This is a genomic window from Planococcus sp. ISL-110 (genome assembly GCF_018613575.1).
Taxonomy (GTDB): Bacteria; Bacillota; Bacilli; order Bacillales_A; family Planococcaceae; genus Planococcus.
This window is the reverse complement of sequence record NZ_JAGGPX010000027.1, coordinates 19,072-38,853: the sequence shown is the minus strand read 5'-3', so window position 1 is coordinate 38,853 and position 19,782 is coordinate 19,072. Positions and strand designations below refer to the sequence as shown.

Annotated in this window: 16 protein-coding genes; 3 read left to right on the top strand and 13 right to left on the bottom strand. The window is 46.2% G+C overall.

The features are described 5' to 3' along the window. Window positions 1–4: 4 nt before the first annotated feature. Complete coding sequence (gene uvrB, locus J7I83_RS15230; RefSeq protein WP_215102094.1) at window positions 5–1,987, bottom strand: excinuclease ABC subunit UvrB; 1,983 nt, start codon at window positions 1,985–1,987, stop codon at window positions 5–7. 276 nt (window positions 1,988–2,263) lie between these two features. Further along, complete coding sequence (locus J7I83_RS15225) at window positions 2,264–2,506, bottom strand: IDEAL domain-containing protein (RefSeq protein ID WP_215102093.1); 243 nt, start codon at window positions 2,504–2,506, stop codon at window positions 2,264–2,266. Window positions 2,507–2,683: 177 nt separating this feature from the next. Here J7I83_RS15225 and J7I83_RS15220 point away from each other — a divergent pair, with 177 nt between their 5' ends. After that, a complete protein-coding gene (locus J7I83_RS15220) occupies window positions 2,684–3,238 on the top strand; it encodes a competence protein ComK (RefSeq protein WP_215102092.1) in 555 nt (184 codons plus the stop codon). Window positions 3,239–3,445: 207 nt separating this feature from the next. On the opposite strand, the gene J7I83_RS15215 is transcribed toward J7I83_RS15220, so the two are convergent. Further along, the gene (locus tag J7I83_RS15215) at window positions 3,446–5,062 is read right to left on the bottom strand and encodes an ABC1 kinase family protein (protein ID WP_215102090.1); all 1,617 of its coding nucleotides are present in this window, start codon (window positions 5,060–5,062) and stop codon (window positions 3,446–3,448) included. Between the two features lie 101 nt (window positions 5,063–5,163). On the opposite strand from J7I83_RS15215, the gene J7I83_RS15210 reads away from it, so the two are divergent. Then, window positions 5,164–5,940: an enoyl-CoA hydratase-related protein gene (locus tag J7I83_RS15210; RefSeq protein WP_215102088.1), complete on the top strand. Its 777-nt coding sequence runs from the start codon at window positions 5,164–5,166 to the stop codon at window positions 5,938–5,940. A 74-nt stretch (window positions 5,941–6,014) separates the two neighbouring features. On the opposite strand, the gene J7I83_RS15205 is transcribed toward J7I83_RS15210, so the two are convergent. The 7 genes from J7I83_RS15205 to lplA all read right to left on the bottom strand — a co-directional run bounded on the left by J7I83_RS15205 (window position 6,015) and on the right by lplA (window position 15,922). Further along, window positions 6,015–7,991 (bottom strand): S9 family peptidase, encoded by a 1,977-nt coding sequence (locus tag J7I83_RS15205; RefSeq protein WP_215102086.1) that lies wholly within the window; start codon window positions 7,989–7,991, stop codon window positions 6,015–6,017. Window positions 7,992–8,812: 821 nt separating this feature from the next. Continuing rightward, window positions 8,813–10,366 (bottom strand): fatty acid--CoA ligase family protein, encoded by a 1,554-nt coding sequence (locus tag J7I83_RS15200; RefSeq protein WP_215102085.1) that lies wholly within the window; start codon window positions 10,364–10,366, stop codon window positions 8,813–8,815. Between the two features lie 97 nt (window positions 10,367–10,463). Next, entirely contained in the window at window positions 10,464–12,401 is a 1,938-nt protein-coding gene (locus J7I83_RS15195) for an ABC transporter permease (protein WP_215102084.1), read from the bottom strand. Continuing rightward, the gene (locus J7I83_RS15190) at window positions 12,373–13,146 is read right to left on the bottom strand and encodes an ABC transporter ATP-binding protein (protein ID WP_285228709.1); all 774 of its coding nucleotides are present in this window, start codon (window positions 13,144–13,146) and stop codon (window positions 12,373–12,375) included. The genes J7I83_RS15195 and J7I83_RS15190 overlap by 29 nt, the downstream gene beginning before the upstream one ends. Then, a complete protein-coding gene (locus J7I83_RS15185) occupies window positions 13,049–14,152 on the bottom strand; it encodes a sensor histidine kinase (protein ID WP_215102082.1) in 1,104 nt (367 codons plus the stop codon). The genes J7I83_RS15190 and J7I83_RS15185 overlap by 98 nt, the downstream gene beginning before the upstream one ends. Further along, the gene (locus J7I83_RS15180) at window positions 14,152–14,856 is read right to left on the bottom strand and encodes a response regulator transcription factor (protein WP_215102081.1); all 705 of its coding nucleotides are present in this window, start codon (window positions 14,854–14,856) and stop codon (window positions 14,152–14,154) included. The genes J7I83_RS15185 and J7I83_RS15180 overlap by 1 nt, the downstream gene beginning before the upstream one ends. A 73-nt stretch (window positions 14,857–14,929) precedes the next feature. Next, window positions 14,930–15,922: a lipoate--protein ligase gene (gene lplA / locus J7I83_RS15175; RefSeq protein ID WP_215102080.1), complete on the bottom strand. Its 993-nt coding sequence runs from the start codon at window positions 15,920–15,922 to the stop codon at window positions 14,930–14,932. A 143-nt stretch (window positions 15,923–16,065) separates the two neighbouring features. Between lplA and yhfH the strand changes: the two genes are divergently transcribed. Beyond that, a complete protein-coding gene (gene yhfH / locus J7I83_RS15170) occupies window positions 16,066–16,191 on the top strand; it encodes a protein YhfH (RefSeq protein ID WP_215102079.1) in 126 nt (41 codons plus the stop codon). 709 nt (window positions 16,192–16,900) lie between these two features. Here the strand turns inward: yhfH and J7I83_RS15165 are convergent. Genes J7I83_RS15165 through hemH form a run of 3 tightly spaced genes read right to left on the bottom strand, consistent with a single transcriptional unit; the run spans window position 16,901 to window position 19,765 of the window. Further along, window positions 16,901–17,371 (bottom strand): FixH family protein, encoded by a 471-nt coding sequence (locus tag J7I83_RS15165; protein WP_215102077.1) that lies wholly within the window; start codon window positions 17,369–17,371, stop codon window positions 16,901–16,903. Beyond that, window positions 17,368–18,807: a protoporphyrinogen oxidase gene (hemY, locus tag J7I83_RS15160; protein WP_215102075.1), complete on the bottom strand. Its 1,440-nt coding sequence runs from the start codon at window positions 18,805–18,807 to the stop codon at window positions 17,368–17,370. Before hemY ends, J7I83_RS15165 begins: the two co-directional genes overlap by 4 nt. A gap of 25 nt (window positions 18,808–18,832) precedes the next feature. Then, window positions 18,833–19,765, bottom strand: a complete 933-nt coding sequence (gene hemH / locus J7I83_RS15155) for a ferrochelatase (protein ID WP_215102073.1) — start codon at window positions 19,763–19,765, stop codon at window positions 18,833–18,835. Between the last annotated feature and the right edge of the window lie 17 nt (window positions 19,766–19,782).

Sequence of the window (19,782 nt, the reverse complement as noted above, 5' to 3'; positions counted from 1 at the left end):
TCCATCATCCTTCCGCTTTCAATTCAAGCACTGTATCACGCAACTCTGCAGCCCGTTCGAAATCGAGTGCTTTTGCCGCTTCTTTCATTTCTGTTTCCAATAAGCTGATCAGTTTCAGGCGCTCTTCTTTTTTGAGCTTTTTGCCTGATATCGCTTTTGAAATATATTCCTCTGACTCTTCCGCTGCAGCTGTCGCGCGGATAACATCACGGATTTTTTTCTGTATCGTAATTGGCGTAATGCCATGTTTTTCGTTGTAATCGGCCTGTATTGTACGGCGGCGTGTCGTTTCATCTATCGCTTTTTGCATCGAATCCGTCACTCTATCAGCATACATAATAACGTGGCCGTTTGAGTTTCTCGCGGCTCGGCCCATCGTTTGGATCAGTGCACGTTCTGAACGCAGGAACCCTTCTTTGTCGGCATCCAGAATAGTTACCAGCGAGACTTCTGGGATATCCAGTCCTTCACGCAGCAAGTTGATGCCGACCAAAACATCGTATACGCCCAGCCGCAGCTCCCGGATGATTTCAATCCGTTCCAGCGTCTTGATTTCGGAATGCAGGTAATTGACTTTGATGCCGGCATCTTTCAGATAAGCTGTCAAATCTTCCGACATCTTCTTCGTCAATGTGGTCACCAGCACACGCTCGTTGTTTTCAGCCCGCTGGCGGATTTGATACATAAGATCATCGATTTGGCCTTCAATCGGCCGGATTTCGATGGTCGGATCAAGCAAGCCCGTTGGCCGGATGATCTGTTCGACCATTTCCGGCGTATGCTCCAATTCATAAGGGCCCGGCGTTGCTGATACAAACACTGCCTGGCTGATATGTTCTTCAAACTCATGAAAAGTCAACGGCCGGTTATCCATCGCTGACGGCAGACGGAAACCATGGTCGACCAGCACTTTTTTACGTGCCTGGTCACCATTGAACATCCCGCGCACCTGTGGCAAAGTCACGTGGCTTTCATCCACTACCAGGAGAAAATCCTCAGGGAAGTAATCTATCAATGTATAGGGCTGGGCACCTGCCGGACGAAGCGTCAAATGCCGTGAATAGTTTTCAATGCCGGAGCAGAAGCCCATTTCCCTCATCATTTCCAAATCATAGCGCGTCCGCTGTTCAAGACGCTGCGCTTCAAGCAGTTTATCTTCTGCACGCATTTCCTTTAGGCGCTCTTCCAATTCCGCTTCGATGTTTTCAATTGCTTTGACCATCTTATCTTCACGCGTTACGAAGTGGGAAGCTGGGAAGATGGCGACGTGATCGCGTTCGCCGATAATTTCACCAGTCAGGGCATCCACTTCACGGATCCGATCAATTTCATCACCAAAAAATTCGACGCGCAGGCATCTTTCATCACGCGACGCCGGGAAAATTTCAACGACGTCTCCGCGTACGCGGAATGTTCCGCGGATGAAATTAATGTCGTTGCGTTCATATTGAACATCGACTAATTTCCGCAGCAGCTGATTGCGTTCAATTTCCATCCCTTTACGAAGGGAAACGACCAGTTCACGGTATTCTTTCGGTGAACCAAGTCCATAGATGCAGGACACAGAGGCAATGACGATAACATCGTCCCGTTCAAATAATGAGCTGGTCGCAGAGTGGCGAAGCTTATCTATTTCATCGTTGATGCTGGCATCTTTTTCGATGAACGTATCCGAATGCGGCACGTAAGCCTCCGGTTGATAGTAATCATAGTAACTGACGAAATATTCAACTGCGTTGTCAGGAAAAAACTCCTTGAATTCGCTGTAGAGCTGGCCGGCCAATGTTTTGTTGTGAGCCATGACGAGCGTCGGCTTTTTCACCTGCTGGATGACATTTGACATAGTATAGGTTTTTCCCGTACCTGTGGCTCCAAGCAATGTCTGGCAGCGCTTGCCATTGATGATGCCCTGTGTCAGTTCGGCAATGGCCTGGGGCTGATCGCCAGCTGGTTCATAAGGGGCTTGAAGATTAAATTCCTGTTTCATGATCAGATGTCCTCCCGTTTTTTCAATACCTCTACTTTACCATATGCCCTAAAAAACCACTAACAAAAAGCGAACGTATGTTTTTTGTGTGAAGACAAATAAAAATTATGGCATATAGTTGAGATTGATGGATCGATTGACTGCCGTGGGAAGCGCCAGAAAAGGTTTCTGCTGAAATAAACATTTCCAGACATCCTTTTTATTTGCAGGCAGAAAAAAAGGAAATTGGATTTAATCCAATTTCCTTTTTTTCAGCGGCCTCTTTGCGGCAGACGTCTATTCAGTTTCTTCGTGCTTTAAAGTCTGCAGTTGGGCAGCATATATGGTGAACGCTTTTTGATCATGACTATCCAGGGCTTCGTTGATAAGAGTCATCAATCGTTCTTCCTGCTGAGAACGGTGTACATGCTTCAAGAACAGATCCAAGTAGATATCGTTCAGCAGTTTTTCCGCTTCTGTAATTTTCTTTGTTTGGGCCATCGCTTTCATGAAATCAGCATAAGAATAATAGTTTTCCATTCTTCCTCACCCCGAATGCTTTTCATTAGTATACATTAGAGACACTGAAGAAATCAAGATTTATTTGAAAATTCCGATGAAATAGAAAAAATTTTATTTTCAATCTAATGTGCATTGCGAAATTCCCATTTTTTATTATAATAAGGTATGTAAAGTAAATTTAGGGGGTTAATTTTCATGAGTAAAAAGAATCATAGACCGTCCTCGTATACAATCTGCACAAATACGTATGCCCTTTTGCCCTATACAGACGGCCATCGTACCTGGATGCGAGTGATTGAAGACCGCAGTGAATTGGTGGTTGAAGAAGCTGTTTATAAAACAGTGACAACTTCCTGCCGATTCTACCGTGCTTCACTGGAAAGTGCTACACTCTATGCGCAAAAAGCGGTCGGCGTAAAACACAAGCCCCCCATCATCATAGGCGAGTATTACGGCAACCCACTAATTTTCTTCCCGACCCACTCTCCAAAAAACAAAGAATGTGTTTGGTTTAATTACGATGCCATTGACCTGATCGAAAGCGACAGCAGCGGCAAAGGCAGCATCATTTATTTAAGCAATAGCGAGACGGTTTACCTGGATGTATCCCCCATCGCATTGCGGAATCAGCATTCTTTTGCCGGTTCTCTCCGCCGCTATTTCAAAAAGGCGCAGCGTGTCCATAATCACCCTATGGCCTATGTGACAAAACGGACATTCCCTCCGCGCAAACAACAGCCGCTCGAGTAATTCCGTTTGTGCAACATGGCAAAAGTTTCTTGGAAAGGTTCTATCCTCATTGCCGCTCAACCTATTTCATGTGAAGCCACTGCATATGGATCTTCATTCCCTTCAATTCTTTCTGCAAATGCTTGCCCTCTCTACCTATCAGTTCCAACTATAAAAAGAGTTGTCGCCTGAAGTCATGTAAGTGACTTTGGGCGACAACTCTTTGTTTTATTTGATTGATCGGTAGGCCCACAAAGAGCCTACAAAGAATACCGATGAGACCCACAAATACGGTTCGTTCCAAAACCACACCGATACAGAAATCCCTGTAAATGAAATGATGGTGAAAATACCCGCAAACATTCGTGACTGCAAATCACGCCGGTACTCCCGTTCCCGGCCATCCCGATTCTCGAAATAATGCCGGAGACGTTCAGGTTCCTCCAGGTAACTGATGACCTTTTGGGGCAATACACGCAACGGCCCCGTAGCATTCAGCGCCCAGCGCAGAACATCCTCTTTGCCAAAGATGCCTTTGCCTTCTTTCTGTGAAGACGCCCATTCCAATATTCGCGGGCGGGCAAGCGCCAGCAAATCCACATTGGGATCCAGAACATGCAGGACACCGACAAAAATAGAGGTGGCTCGACCGAAAAAGGCGAACTCTGCAGGCAATTGGACCGGTTGTGTCCGGACGATTTCCTGAATATCATTCAGCAAGCGCTCAACAACAAAACTGTCCATCTGCGACAGCTCGTTCGACTCGTAGGCAGTGATCAGGCGCGAAATGGCATCACCTAAAACTGCACGATCAGCCTGTGGCAATAAGAACCGGAGGTCTTCCAGTGAATCCAGCACTTGATCGTAGTTCTTGAAGATGATTCCTTCAGCTGCACGCAATACTGCTTGGGAATCCTTTTTGCTGATGTTGCCGATCATTCCGAAGTCGATCAAAACAATGCCGCCATCCGGTTCCAGCAGGATGTTGCCTCCGTGAGGGTCGGCGTGGAATTGTCCACCGTACAAAACCTGTTCCAAGAACAAAATAAACAGGCGCTCTGAAATTTCATGGCGATCTAGTTCATTTTTTTCAATAAAGGCCAGATCTGTGATGCGCGCCCCTTCAATCCACTCCATGACCAATACACGACGTGTCGTAAATTCGTCGAAATACATCGGAATGCGGACACCTTCCATGGCATCAAAGCGATCGGCAAAAGAACGGCCATTTTGAAGCTCTTTCAGGAAATTCAATTCAGCGCCAATCGTTTCCGTCATTTCCGCATACAATAATTTAAAATCAATTTGTTTCGCATACGGAGTGAATTTTTCAGCCAACCAGATGACAATGCGGATCGCCTTAAAGTCGGCACGCAAAATGTGGTCTGTTCCTGGCCGCTGTACTTTAACGGCCACTTCCATGCCGTTTTTCAATACGCCTTTATACACCTCACCAATGGAAGCTGAAGCCACTGCCGAATCCGACATGTGATCCAGGTAATCGGTATGAGGTGTATTCCATTCCTGTTCAAGCACAGAGACGATGCTACTTCTTGGAACAGACGGCACGCGGTCAATCAATCCTTCCAATTCTGCAAGAAATGACGGCGGCATAATATCCGCCCGCGTTGATAGGAACTGGCCCAGTTTGATCATGAGTCCACCCAGCTTCAGAGCCAGGTTCTTATATTCCTTGGCTTGTTTTGTTATCATCTCGTTCCATCTTTTTTCAACCAGCGGGTTCCAATTGCCACGATTGCGCTTTTGGAAGAACGTCACTTGCCAAAAGATTTTGACTGCCAGCCAGACAATCCGGAAGACGCGGATAAACGTAATTTGATTCATAAGTGCTGTCCCTCCCATGGTTTTCATTATAGAGTCTGATGGCGAAATAGTCCAAAAAGTGGTATGTTTTTAAAGGATGGAACGACACAAGGGGGATGGAAATGGACACAATTCATTACGAACAGCGAAACAATTTAGCTTTTATTACGTTAAATCGTCCGGAAGCAATGAATGCCTTTAATTATGACATGCTTCTCGAACTTGGCCAGGTTGTGGAAGCAATCCGCATCAATCCGGATATCCGCGTCGTGGTATTCACAGGAGCAGGCGAAAAGGCATTCAGTGTCGGAGCAGACTTGAAAGAACGCAAAAATCTGACGGAACAGCATGTTAAACGCAATATCTTCAAGATTGGTGAAGTATTTTCCACAATTGAGAGTTTGCCGCAGCCGACCATCGCCATGATGAACGGCTTTGCGTTCGGCGGCGGCATGGAGCTGGCGCTGGCATGCGATTTCCGAATTGCCGCAGACGATACCCTGCTCGGGCTGACTGAGACCAGCCTGGGCATTATTCCAGGAGCTGGCGGCACACAGCGTTTGCCGCGCTTGATTGGCGAAGCAAAAGCATTGGAACTGATTTTGACTGCCCGCCGCCTTAAATCAGCGGAAGCGCTGGAGTATGGACTAGTGACACGTTTGGCAGCGCGTGAACAGCTTGCAGATGTAACAGGTGCGTTTGCCGATTCAATTCTCGCCAATGGGCCGATCGCTCTTCAACAGGCAAAATTTGCCATCAAGAACGGCATGAACACTGATTTGCAGACGGGACTCCAAATCGAACGCAAGGCCTATGAGATCACTATTCCAACAGAAGACCGGTTGGAAGCACTTGCCGCTTTCGGCGAAAAACGCAAACCTGTATTTAAAGGAAGATAAGGAAAAAACTAACCTTTATGCTTTCCCAAATTAAAAACGGAGCGGCTTTTATCAGCCGCTCCGTTTTTTCCTACTTACAGATATTTTTCCATCCAATCCGTAATCTGCTCTAAACGCGCAAAGCGGAGATTCGGTTTGCCGGTCCGCGACAAATTGTGGTCGGCTTCCGGAAAACGGACAAATTCTGTTTTTTTCCCCATACTCTTCAATGTCACATACAATTGTTCCGACTGTTCGATCGGGCAGCGATAGTCATTTTCAGAATGAAGGATCAGCAACGGTGTCTGGACATTCTTGGCGTACTTCAATGGCGAATGCTGCCATAACTTATCGACATCCGTCATATCCGCACCAATCTGCCATTCACTGAAATAATAGCCGATGTCCGAAACACCGAAAAACGACACCCAATTGGAGATGGAGCGCTGGGTCACCGCTGCTTTGAAACGGTCTGAATGGCCGACAATCCAGTTGGTCATAAAGCCGCCATAGCTGCCGCCTGTGATGCCTAAACGATTGGCATCGATCCAGTCGTTCGATTCCACTGTCTCAGTTACAGAATTCATGATGTCTTCGTAATCGCCTTCCCCATATTCACCGCGCACTGCATCTACAAACTCTTGGCTGTAGCCATGGCTGCCACGCGGATTAACATACAGCACACCAAAACCGCGTGCTGCCAGCAATTGCATTTCATGGACAAAAGTATTGGCGTACATCGCATGCGGGCCGCCGTGAATATTGACGACCAACGGATATTTTTGGCCTTCCTGATAGCCGTATGGCTTCATCAGCCAGCCATGGACTGCCCAATCCTTTGAACCTTTTGTGATGATCGGCTGTGCTTCAACCAATTCTGTTTCTTCCAGGAATTTCTGATTGAATCCAGTCAAAATCTGGCGTTCACCTGTCGCAATCGTCAACTGATACAGTTCACCCGGACTGACCGGATTGCTGATGGCTGCGATTGCAAATTCGCCATCCTGCGAAATATCATAGCCATAAACATGTTCCATGTCAGGAGACGCCGGAAAAATCATGCCGTCAAGCGAGGCGAAATACAGGCGCACATCCCCCATCGTCGACACCTGGAAATACAAATGATCGTCTTTTGTCCAGACCACCCCCGGTGCAGTTGCTCCCTGCTGGTGATCGGCTACTACATAATCACCGACAGGGACATCCAGCCCTTCGGTCAGGCAGATGTGGGTATTTTCGTTTAAATCCGCTACATAAATTTCAGTATGCGTCGCATTTTCATATTGCCGCATGCTGCCTACAAAAGCGACTTGCGAATCATCAAATGAAAAAGCCGCACCACCAAAATAGCCTTCTTCTTCTATCAGTGCCGATTCTTGTTTTGTTTCAACATCGTATATATAAAGAGGCTGGCGGAAAACAAAATCTAGGTTTTCTTCACGTGTCACGCCGTAAATCAGTTTCTTGCCGTCATGCGAAACGGCTTCAAGGCTATAATGGTAGCTTCCTTCCGTCAGCTGCTCGACGTTCTTCGAATCAATCTCCACGGATCCGATATGGCGATGAAATTCTTTAGGCAGTAAGCCCATGCCGTCCATCTTGTATTTCATTTTGTCTACATGGTAAGGTTCGGGTTGCTTGTTTTCTTCTTTTTCTTCCTTGTCGGTGAAGGTTTTTCCTTCTTTTGCCAAAGCATTAAACCAGATCTTCGTCCCGCATGGTGACCACTCAAATCCGTTGACCCCTTTTTCAAAATCAGTCAGCGAACGCGCTTCCCCGCCATTCGCAGACATCACGAACACTTGATTTTTCTCATTCCGATCCGATAAAAAAGCGACAGCTGTTCCATCTGCCGACCACCTCGGCGAACTTACCCGTTCTTTGCCGTGCGTCCACTGGTTCTGCTGTCCGGTTTCCAGATGGATGTGGTGAAGATGGGCTGTATATGTATTTTCTTCTTCATCGATTTGCGTATGGACAAATACCACTCTTTTGCCATCCGGTGAAATTCGGGGATCTGTTACTGACACCAACTTTGTTAAATCTTTAATTTCGATTGCTTTTTTCGCCATTCTGTTTCCTCCTTGGATCCAACTATTTCGAAATTCGTAATACTACTCCTTAACTATAATAAAAAATGTCAGTTTTTTCAATCAAATTCCAAACTGACTCTATTTCGAGTTTATAATTTATAAATATATATGTTGAACTAAAGAAGCCCACTTTTCCCCATCGCTTCGGCCGCTCTGGGCAGGGCTCCCGCAAGAAGCCAGGCAAAGGACGCCAGTCTCCTTGCTTCGCCTCGCCCTTGGACGCGCCGGCGCTAAGAGATGGAGTGAATATCAAAGTAAACTTATGTTTTTCGCTTATTCATAAAAGTTGGAGCAAGTCAGCAGGCGAAAACCTTAAGTTCAAGTTATATAGCAGATTTTTTTCTTGTAGATATTCCATAAATCAGCTACGCTTTCCTCAAAAACAGCAAAGCGATATCTAAGAGGCTCGCCTGGCTCGATTTCTTCCTACAAATCGAGTAGAGGGAAAATAAAGTGATTTATTTTCGCCCCTCTCACAACACCGTACGTACGGTTCTCGTATACGGCGTTTCAATTCATACTCGCCTGATTTACCCAACAAAGTTACGCACATCTTTCGGACTTCGACTTGTGTTGGAGCCTTATCCCTTTATAAAGCCTTTGTATCAGGTTTCTGTTCGTCGAGCCAAGATTTTATTCCACGCTTTCTCCAGCCCTCACCTCACGATAAGCACCTTGCGCTTCCTTAGTGGTTGGTCGATGTGTCCCCAACAGCGGACCTTCACCACCTAGATAGTTGCCATGCCTGGCACGCATAGAAAAAGGCTCCGGATTTTCTGCCGGAGCCACTCTTAAACAACTTATTTTTGCCTAGCCTGGTCTTTTAATGAACGACGCAGGATTTTTCCTGTTGTGTTTTTCGGCAGTTCTTCCAGGACTTCAATTTGTCTTGGAACTTTGTATTTCGCTAAATGCTCTGCGCAATACGCTTTTAATTCATCCACTGAGACGGATGGATCTTTCAACACAACATAAGCGTTGACCTCTTCGCCAAAATCGGGATCCGGCAAGCCGACAACCGCTGCCTCCAGAATCGACGGATGCGCAAACAGCACTTCTTCGACTTCACGCGGGTATACATTATAGCCACCCACGATGATCATGTCTTTTTTACGGTCGACAATATAGAAATAGCCTTCTTCGTCGACACGGGCCAAATCACCTGTGTATAACCAGCCATCACGAATCGCTGAAGCGGTTTCTTCTGGCATTTTGTAATAGCCTTTCATGACGTTCGGTCCGCGGACAATCAGTTCACCGACTTCATTCGCTGCCACCTCTTCACCCAACTCATTGACGACTTTATTTTCCACATTGATGATGGAAGTACCGATCGAACCGGCTTTCCGCTCGCGGTCAATCGGGTTAAAGCAAGTGACTGGCGAAGCCTCTGACAAACCATAGCCTTCTGAAATGCGGACATTGAACTTTTCTTCAAAACTATGCAGCAAAGCTACTGGCATTGCGGAGCCACCCGATACCGCTAAACGTACAGAAGCAAAATCCGCAGGGTCGACGTCCGGCAATTGATTCATGAAATTGAACATGGTCGGCACCCCGGCAAAAACGCTCGCTTTTGACGTCTTGATGGCTTCGAATACCTCTTTCGGATTAAAGCGCGGCACTAAAATAATTGTCGCACCCTGCAAAAGAGGGGCGTTGACAACGACCGTCAGCGCAAATACATGGAATACCGGCAAAGTTGCCACCACCCTGTCATCTGCACCGATCTGAAGGTATTCACCTACATCACGTGCGTTCGAATATAAATTCTGATGTGTCAACATCGCGCCTTTCGGTTTCCCGGTCGTACCGGATGTATACAAAATGACCGCATTATCGTCTTTTTGGACTTCTGCAAATTCGGTTTGCGGTGCTGATTTGCCCAACAGTCCTGTAAACGAATGGACTTTACCTTTCACATCTTCAGGCAATTGTGCCATTTTCTCCGGTGTTGATGGATTTGTCTCGCAAATGATATACGATTCAACAGCCGGCAAGGCGTTATGCGCTCCTTCGACAAGCGGCAAAAGCATATCGAGTGCCACCACTACCTTAGCATCGCTGTTATTGACTATGTAAGCGATTTCATCCGGGCTATAAATCGGATTGATCGGCACAGCTGTAGCACCAAGCCGCATCGTGGCATATAAAGAAATTAAGAAATGCGGTGTGTTGCCGAGAAGAAATGCGACATGGTCCCCTTTTTCCACGCCTAACCCCTGTAAAGCACCTGCAAAAACAGCAACAGACTGATCAAATTCACCATAGCTTGTGTCTTTCCCCATGAAGCTATAAGCGATTCTTGCAGAATCTTGCTCAGCAATTTCGTGAACGCGTGACATTAAATTCATTTCCATCCCTCTTTCGTGTTGAATGAATACTCATTCATATTTTACCCTGTTTTCATTATAAAATAAATCTTCAGACAATACAACAGGCACCGTAAATTTACGGTGCCTGTAGATGGGCGACATAGCGCCAGCGGATCAAGAAAAAATATAGAATTTGTGCAACGGTAAATCCTCCGAGTACCAGCGCCATCTCGCCAAGAATCGACAGCTCGGCAAATTCCTCCCACACTACCTGCAGCGAAATAAATGCAAATGCACTATGCAGCAAGGCTAAACTCCATGGCAAGAAGAATTGGGGAATCAGCTGACGGTTGACGATTTTGCCCAATTCCTTCTCCGTCATACCCAAGCGAACCAACAGTTTGTATTGCTTCCGATCTCGCTCAAGGCCTGTATAAAGTTTAAAATAAATAAAGCTGCCAGCCGCCAGCAGGAAAACAGCAGCCACCATCACGCCAATAAACAGCAGCAAGGCAAATGATGATTTAAACCAGCGGTAATCATCACCGGGATTCTCAAAGAAAAAGTTTACTTCACCGAAATCAGCAGTTTCCACTGCTTCGTTTACGGTATTTGTAAGGCTGCTTCCGATATTCACCGTCTCTGTCCAATTCAGCACATCGAAAGCGTAATACGTAAAGTCCGATGTTCCAGCTTCATATCCCAATAGGGGCTGGTCGATCGCTTCATAATCGGCGTCACTGACCACAATCGTATTGACATTCAAAGTATGGATGGGAAAGACTACATGTGGATAAGTAGAGCGGATCGACAGGGGCACGTCGCTCTCGAACAGTACTGTATCGACACTGGTGCTTTCCAGCTCTTTTAACGAGTCTAATGAAAACGGGACAAACAGCCCTTCGCCTTGTTGCAATTGTGCCGGTTCAAAATCAAGCGCACCTGCCAGACGGTTGAATGAAGACAGTGATAAGATATCTACATCGTTTCCAGTAGCCTCCGACGTTTGGCGCTTGACGGTCAGTTCCACCAGGTCATAGGACAATTGCTCAGTTTCCAATTGCCTCGTCAGGCGTTCGATATGCTCTGTTTCCTGTTCATTGCCATTAAATGAAATATAGACAAGACCAAGCGGATTTGACTCGCGAAAATCGCCTGTATAGGACATGAAAGACGCCAATGTTCCCACTGTCAAAAAAGCGACTGTGGATACGATGGTGACGATGAAGAACATCTGGGCACTGTCTTTCAGTTTGACTGAAGCTTCCGCCAGCGACACCAAACGTGTTTTTTTCCAGTAGATATTCTTTTTTCGCTTGTACAGCCGCAATAAAGAATGAATCGTATGGGTAAAAAATAAATACGTGCCAAACGTGGCAAGCGGCGGAACGATGAAGATCATCTGATAAACGGTTCGGTCTGAAACATTTGCAGCGAATGTGTAGGCGATGGCCAAAAAGACAATCCCCATAATAGACAGCACCGTCGACGATTTCGTCTCTTCTTCCACCTTCCAAAAGCCCTGCAGCAAATCGACAACCCGCTTTGTGCGGATAAATCCGACACTGATAAACGAAATAATGACGAATAGGCTGGCAAACGCCGCAATTGTCAGCAGAAATGGTTCCCATGAAACATATAGCGGCAAGATCGCCAGTTCCATGATTTCCCGTCCGATCATAAAAAAGAACTTGGAAAAAGCGAAACCAAATGCGATTCCTGTCGCAGTTGAAATCGTACCGATGATGAGCATTTCAAAGAAAATCAATTTATACAATTGTTTTTTTGTCATTCCTAAGTGCATGAGCACCCCAAATTCCTTTGATCGGGCCTGCAAAAAGGCGCTCATTGAATAAAACAGAAAAAACAAGGTGAAAATATACAAGACCACTTCCGCAATCAGCATCCCCCGAATAGCAAGCAGCCAAAGACCTTCTTCTTCAAACGCCGGATGAAAAATGAACATCGAGTAGACAAAAAATACCATGACTGAAAAAACACTGGCCAGAAAGAAAGCCGCATAGTTTCTCCGGTTGCGGACAACGTTATGGTAAGCGAGTTGCCGAAAGGTCATTCACGGATCCTCCTAGCAACGACAGGACATTTAAAATCCGCTGATAAAATGTCTGGCGCCGTTCATCTCCATAGATTTCATTGAAAAATTCACCGTCTTTGATAAACAGAACGCGATCGCAGTAACTTGCAGCAATCGGATCATGCGTCACCATGATAATTGTCGTTTCACTGTCGTTGGCCGCCTTCGATAAAATTTCAAGCACGTCACGCGACGATTTAGAGTCCAGATTGCCTGTTGGTTCATCAGCCAGAATGAGCGAAGGCTGGTGAATAAGTGCCCGGCCAATTGCCGTCCGCTGGGCTTCTCCTCCCGAAATTTCATTTGGCTTCTTATGAAGTATCGAAGTCAGCCCCAGGCGTTTGGCAACGACCAGCACCCGACGCGCCATTTCATCGATAGGAACATAGTCGAGCGTCAACGGCAGCACCAGATTTTCTTCGACCGTCAGCATCTGCAGCAGATTAAAGTCCTGAAAAACAAAACCCAATTCCCTTCTGCGGAACAATGCCAACTCATTCTTATCCAACAGATGCGGATTGATGCCATCAATCAAAATCTCTCCGGAAGTCAGCGAGTCAATTGTGGAAATTAAATTCAGCAGCGTCGTTTTTCCGCTTCCTGAAGGTCCCATCACAGCCAGAAATTCACCTTTTTCCACTGTGAAGCTCAGCTGGTTGACTGCCCGGTGCGTCACTTTGCCCTCGTATACTTTTGTCACTTCGTCGATTTTCACTACTGTCATCATTTTCCTCCTGTGTTGCAAGATCTTGGTTGAAGAACAGCACTGAGACTGTTGTCCCCTCTCCTTGAACTGATGAAATCGACAGTTCGTGGCCCAGTTTCCGGCAAACTTCTTTCGCTAGGAACAGCCCCATACCTGTAGACTCTCCAGTTTTCCGTCCATTTTCCCCAGTGAAAAATGCTTTGGTTACGCGTGGCAAGTCAGAAGAGGGAATGCCGATTCCTTCGTCCCGAATCGTCAGAAGGGTATTGCCATTCGAACATTCGGCAGCGATCATCACTTTTTTATTCGGTTCAAACGTATATTTGACTGCATTGGTCAAAAATTGGCCGATGATAAACTTCATCCACTTCTGATCGGTTGCAACAATATGCTCGTCTCCGATTGAGATTTCCGGATAAACTCGCTTTGATATGAACAGCCGCTTGTTCTCTGTGGCGACTTCGCTGACCAAAGAACGTAAAAACACCTGTTCGATCTGCATATCCTGCTCAAATGTATCCAAACGCGCATTCATCAACACGGTATCCAATCCTGTCTTCAGCCGGTCCATTTCTTCACGCACACTGTTTTTATCGAGTTCCTGCTCTTCCTGCAGCAACAAGTGCATTACCGACAAAGGCGTTTTCATCTGGTGCACCCATTGGTTCATGAACTGCAGATGACGGTTTTGGGTGGCGTACAAGGATTGCACTTCGTGCTGGTACAAGCGATACAGTTTTTGCAGGTAAATTTCGTTCTGAATCTGTTCGGGTGATTTCCCTTCACGCTGAAGCACATGTTCCATGCTTTGCGGTGTAGCCAAAATCCGTTGGTAATACTGATAGCGTTTGGTAAAGCGGGCCGTCAGGAAGGTAATGACCAATACACTGCTGATGACAAAAGAATAGATGGCCGTATCCAGATCGCGGAAGCCGTCCAGCCAGTACAGTAGCATGATGAACGCCACCAACACAATCTGAAAGACGATGAAAGCCGCATGCTCTCTGAGGAATAGTCGCAGCATTATGCTTCCTCCTCATGGAGCAGCAACCGGTATCCAGCCCCTCTGACAGTTTCGATGGCGGATAGTACGCCGTAATCGGACAGCTTTTTCCGGACGCGTGTCATATTGACATTCAAGGTGTTTTCATCCACAAATGCCTGGTCATCCCATAACTCCTCCAGCAGCTGCTCGCGTGAAACCACTTTCGGGTAATTGGTGAGCAGGAGTTCAAGAATGGTGCATTCTTTTTTCTGCAGCGGAATGGCTTCTGACTTTACATGCAGCTCCATGCGTTCCATGTACAGCACAATGCGCCCTGCTTTGATGGACCGCTCTTCCTGCTTCGGCGCATACTCGCCATAAGCCCTGCGCAAATGGCTTCTTATTTTTGCAAGGACGATTTCATAATGGAAAGGTTTCGTAATAAAATCGTCGCCCCCGTTTTCCAACGCGAAGACTTGATCCATTTCCCCTGAACGGGCTGAAATGAATAATATCGGGCAAGTGGTTTGCTGCCTAAGCTGGCGGCACCAATAATAACCATCATAAGAAGGCAAGTTAATATCGAGTAAAATCAAATGGGGATCAAAAGCTTCGAATTCTTCGATTATTTGATCAAAGTCTTTTGCGGTCTCTACTTCGTAATGGTATTTCCGCAGGGTCTCTGCCAATAACTCCGCAATTTTTAAATCATCTTCTACAATGAAGATCCGTTGAACAGCCACAATGATTCCCCCCTTTCCTTTTTCTTTCCATTTTAACAAAAGAGCCTGCATAAAAGCAGGCTCCCGGAAATCCTTAATAAATTAATTTCAAAAACTCGTCTGTCGTGATGCCGCCAAGAAGTTTCGGGATATCAATTCCTTCTATCGCTTTATCCAAAGAAGCACGCTCGTATTTCGAGCCGATGATCGCCTGTTCGATTTCAGATACGTTACCGACACCAAAAAAGTCGCCATAAATATTGGCGTCTTGCACAATGCCCTTTTCCACCTGCAAACGGACATCAATGCCGCCTACTGGGAAGCGATGGGAATGCTTGATGTTGAACTTAGGTGACTTTCCATAATTCCAACCCCAGTTGCCGTAGCGTTCTTTCGACAACTCATGGATGTTCTCCCAATCCTCGTCCGTCAGCTCGTAATAGCGGACATTTTCTTCGCCTTCGAAAATCGAGTGCAGAACAGCATTGCGGAATTCTTCCACAGACATCGGCTCTTTCAGAAATTCAGAAATATTCGCCACGCGGCTGCGGATCGACTTGATGCCTTTCGATTCGATCTTCTCTTTGCTGACTTTCAGTGCAGACACTACTTCTTCCACTTGTGTATCAAACAACAAGGTACCATGGCTGAACATGCGCCCTCTCGTTGAAAATTGTGCGTTGCCCGATACTTTCCGGCCTTCCGCCATCAAATCATTGCGTCCGGAAAGTTCTGCATTAACGCCCAAGCTTTGCAGCGCCTTTACCACAGGCTCCGTAAATTTACGGAAGTTACGGAAACTGTTGCCATCATCCACAGTGATAAAGCTGTAGTTCAAGTTACCATGATCGTGGTAAACTGCTCCGCCACCTGATAAGCGGCGCACCACATGAATGCCATTGGAATCCACATAATCGGTATTAATTTCTTCTGAAGTGTTTTGGTTCTTCCCGATGATAATGGAAGGTTCGTTGATATAGAACAGAAGGAAGGGATCCTTTTCAACATTCATCGACTTTAACAGATATTCTTCAATTGCCAGGTTAATCCGTGGATCTGTAATGCCTTTATTGTCTACGAAATACATAATCTCTCTCCTTTTGGCTGCGTTCTTTTCTCTAGTTTAACGGATTATTTGAATAAATTCATTGTTTAGGGTTGACGAATCCAAACTGTTATAATACACTGGTTTAAATACTAACAGTACTATAACAAAAGGAGATGGAAGTTATGATTGAAAACGTAGTCGAATTTTTCAAGAACTTGCCCCCGAAACAGTGCGCGTCTTGTGGAGAAAAAATGGAAGAGCAACATGAGTGTTATGGTACTCAATGTGATTCTTGCAACGAATTATAAGATCAACTAAAACATGCTTATAAAAAACGAAGCAGCGCTTGCCGGCGCTGCTTCGTTTTTTGGGTTGAATTTTTATATTAAATAGATTTAGAATAATTTGAGTAGGTTGGAGAAATCGCTTCAGGCGTAAGCTTTCCGCGGGTACGGACTCTGCCGCTTCCCTCGCTGCGCTCAGTCCAGTGGCTCCGTCTCGCACTATTCCCGCAAGAGTCGCCGCCTTTCACTCTTTCTCTATGGAAGCAATATTTTCTAACGGAACATGGCCCACGCCAAGTAATGGGTCAATCACTAAACAGATTATTTTCACATCATATTTCCAAAAATCCGTGTAGAAATACAAAAACTTAATGTAGAAAAGTAAAAAGTTAAGGTAGAAACGTGAACTGGTAAGGTAAAGCCTCGAAATCCACACACATCCACCCCAAGCCGAGCGAAGGCGCGTGCACTATCGCTGCCGAGCGATTCCAGAACTCCAATCCATCTATCTATACCAAACAAGTAGGATTGCCACCTTATCAAATACACATCCAGCTGAGGCACGGCAACGGAGGGGACGGAGCGATAATACTGGCAGCGTCCTTCCGCTGTCTGGCTTATCGCGGGAGTCCCCTCCAGAGCGACCGGAGCGGCTATAGAACTGCAGTAAAAATCGCCCCCCTTATTCACATAAATAAAGACACCGCCTAAGCGATGCCTTTGTTGTTCTGTATCAATGGCCGGAATGGCCTTCCATTTTATCCATGCCTTGTGAATCAGCACTGTCATCCGGAACAATGGAATCCAGGTCTGGAGTGCCGACTGTAATTTCCTGTTTCGGCATAACGTGCAGGCTTCGAGCTGTGGTATGTGCCTGCATATAATACAGTCCTTCTTCTTCAAAACTTGTTTGCGCTTCGTAGACGCCATCTTTCGCATGTTCAGCCGGAATCATTTCGCTGTTAGCGCGGTCTCCGGATTCCCATACTTCGTAAATGACTTCATCTGCGTCTTCCACTGCTTCGTCTCCCTGCGTCACTGTAACAGACAACACAATTTCCTCAGCTGGGTCAGTTTGTGTTTCGGTGTTAAATGCCACCATCACTTCTTCAATTGGATCGCCAGCTCCGGGAGAGTCAGCTGTTCCTGTTCCACATGCAGCCAGCAACAAAAACGGCAATCCAAGCCATACAAATTTCTTCATAATGGGGTTTCCTCTCTACTGAACGATTCAGCAGTAAATTGTTCGATTAATTGACTAGCAGCAGCCTTTCCCTGGTCGACGCAGGCAGGCAATCCGAATCCTTCGAAAGAACCACCCGCAATCTGTACCATCGGAAGGGCTTCATGCAATTCTTTTTTCGCTAAGGCAATCCGTTCTTCATGGCCGACGACGTATTGAGGCATCGCTTCTTTCATGCGGGAAACGACTGTAAATTCAGGTTCTGCCTGGATGTCCAACAATTTATGCAAGTCTTCTAAAACAGCTTTGACAATTTCCTTATCGGATAATTCTACGACTGCCTCATCACCAACGCGCCCAATAAATGACCGGTAGACGATTTTTCCAGGCGGTGTTAAGCTTGGCCATTTGAGGTGGGCTGCTGAACACGCCGTAATGGTGAAATCACTGTTGCGTGCCACCACAAATCCCATAAAATCCTTATCCGGAGCGACGGCGCCCTCTGGAAATGCAATTGATACTGTCGCAATCGAGGTGGAAGGCATGTCTTTCAGGCCCTTCAACAATCCTAAAGGATCAAATAATGTTGGCAGAGCGGAATGCGGCAAGGCCAGGATCACACCGTCCGCCGCTATAGTAGAGCCATTGTTCAACTGTAATTTAGCCCGGCCATTATGCTGTTCCAATTTTTCAACTTTCACACCTTTAAGGATTGTACAGTTTTCAAGTTCCTTTTCCAGGGTGCGTACGAGTGTTTCAAGTCCACCCGTAAATGTTTGAAACATGCCCTTTTTTTCAGTATTGAATGCTCGGTAATCCGATACTTGGTTTTTCTTTAAGCCACGTATTAAACTGCGGTGCTGCTGTTCGGTTTCAAGCAGCTCGGGAAAAGTCGCCTTTAAGCTCAAACGGTCAATATCCCCGGCAAACACGCCCGAAAATAGAGGTTCAATTAAATTTTCGACCAATTCATTGCCGAATCTGCGCCTTAAAAACTTACCGAGTGGCTGATCTTCAAGTGTTGTGGATATCGGCAGGGCAAAGTCTCCCAAAGCCCGGGCTTTGCCGAACCAGGAGGTAATGCCAGAAGTGAGAAACGACCCAAAATTCGTCGGCACACCCATGACGGTCCCAGCCGGTATCGAATACAGCTGATTTTCGACCGCCACATATGTTTTACCCGGAGCACTTTGAACCAATCGGTCTTCTATTCCTAATTCTTTAGCTAGTTGCTGGATGCTATTTTTTCGTGAGACAAACGAATCCGGACCACGCTCAATTACAAAACCGTCTTTGTGCAAAGTCTGGATTTTCCCGCCGAGACGATGGGCTGCTTCAACCAATGTGATTTCAATCTCCAAACCTTGCTCAATCGCTTGTTTTTGTAAGTAATATGCCGCAGACAGGCCTGTGATGCCCCCGCCCACGATGATTACTTTATGCGTTTGTTCGGCCACGTTTAATCCTCACTTTCATTAAAATTTATTTTTCTGCCAGTTTTCTCAATACCACATCTGCCAAGCCGTCGATGAACAAAGGCTGGACGTTCGGCATTTCGGGACGGCGGTAATTTGCGCCAATTTCGTCGCAAACCACTTTGCATTCGTAATCATTATCGAAAAGAACTTCTAAATGATCTGTTACAAAACCAACCGGTGTGTAGACAAAAGAGGTGTATCCTTTTTGTTCAAACAACTCGCGGGTCAAGTCCTGGACATCCGGCCCAATCCAAGGTTCGCCAGTTTGTCCGGCGCTTTGCCAGCCAACTTCCACGTTTTTCACGCCAGTAGCTTGTTGGAGCATGTCAGCTGTTTCTTTTAATTGATCCGGGTAAGGATCGCCATTCGCGATAATTTTCTCAGGCAATGAGTGCGCAGAAACAATCAGGCAAGATTTCGCCCGTTCTTCTTCTGACATTTCAGCGAACGAAGCACTGATCTTCTCACTCCAGTACTGGATGAATTTTGGCTCTGTGTACCAACTTTCGACAGATGTCAATGAAATCCCTGCTTTTTCAGCAGCTTCTGCTGCACGGCCATTATACGATTTCACGGAGAAAGTTGAGAAATGCGGAGCCAGGACAATCGAAATAGCTTCTGTGATGCCGTCTTTCTTCATTTCTTCAACGCCGTCTTCAACAAACGGTTCGATATGCTTCAGGCCAAGATACATTTTAAATTCAATGTCATCCTGCACTTCGTTCAAGCGCTCGCATAAGCCATTTGCTTGGTCTAGTGTGATTTTTGCAAGTGGTGACAGCCCGCCAATCGCTTTGTAACGGCTACGCAGGTCTTCCAGACTTTCTTCGCTTGGCTTGCGGCCGCGGCGAATATGCGTGTAATAACGTTCAATATCGTCTTCTGAGTATGGCGTTCCATATGCCATTACTAATAATCCCATTGTCTTCTTCAACATAATCACCTCAACATGAA

Bases quoted from the DNA above. Each gene is read 5' to 3' on its own strand.
- uvrB (WP_215102094.1), bottom strand. From the start codon at position 1,987: ATGAAACAGGAATTTAATCTTCAAGCCCCTTATGAACCAGCTGGCGAT.
- J7I83_RS15225 (WP_215102093.1), bottom strand. From the start codon at position 2,506: ATGGAAAACTATTATTCTTATGCTGATTTCATGAAAGCGATGGCCCAA.
- J7I83_RS15220 (WP_215102092.1), top strand. From the start codon at position 2,684: ATGAGTAAAAAGAATCATAGACCGTCCTCGTATACAATCTGCACAAAT.
- J7I83_RS15215 (WP_215102090.1), bottom strand. From the start codon at position 5,062: ATGAATCAAATTACGTTTATCCGCGTCTTCCGGATTGTCTGGCTGGCA.
- J7I83_RS15210 (WP_215102088.1), top strand. From the start codon at position 5,164: ATGGACACAATTCATTACGAACAGCGAAACAATTTAGCTTTTATTACG.
- J7I83_RS15205 (WP_215102086.1), bottom strand. From the start codon at position 7,991: ATGGCGAAAAAAGCAATCGAAATTAAAGATTTAACAAAGTTGGTGTCA.
- J7I83_RS15200 (WP_215102085.1), bottom strand. From the start codon at position 10,366: ATGAATTTAATGTCACGCGTTCACGAAATTGCTGAGCAAGATTCTGCA.
- J7I83_RS15195 (WP_215102084.1), bottom strand. From the start codon at position 12,401: ATGACCTTTCGGCAACTCGCTTACCATAACGTTGTCCGCAACCGGAGA.
- J7I83_RS15190 (WP_285228709.1), bottom strand. From the start codon at position 13,146: ATGACAGTAGTGAAAATCGACGAAGTGACAAAAGTATACGAGGGCAAA.
- J7I83_RS15185 (WP_215102082.1), bottom strand. From the start codon at position 14,152: ATGCTGCGACTATTCCTCAGAGAGCATGCGGCTTTCATCGTCTTTCAG.
- lplA (WP_215102080.1), bottom strand. From the start codon at position 15,922: ATGTATTTCGTAGACAATAAAGGCATTACAGATCCACGGATTAACCTG.
- yhfH (WP_215102079.1), top strand. From the start codon at position 16,066: ATGATTGAAAACGTAGTCGAATTTTTCAAGAACTTGCCCCCGAAACAG.
- J7I83_RS15165 (WP_215102077.1), bottom strand. From the start codon at position 17,371: ATGAAGAAATTTGTATGGCTTGGATTGCCGTTTTTGTTGCTGGCTGCA.
- hemH (WP_215102073.1), bottom strand. From the start codon at position 19,765: ATGTTGAAGAAGACAATGGGATTATTAGTAATGGCATATGGAACGCCA.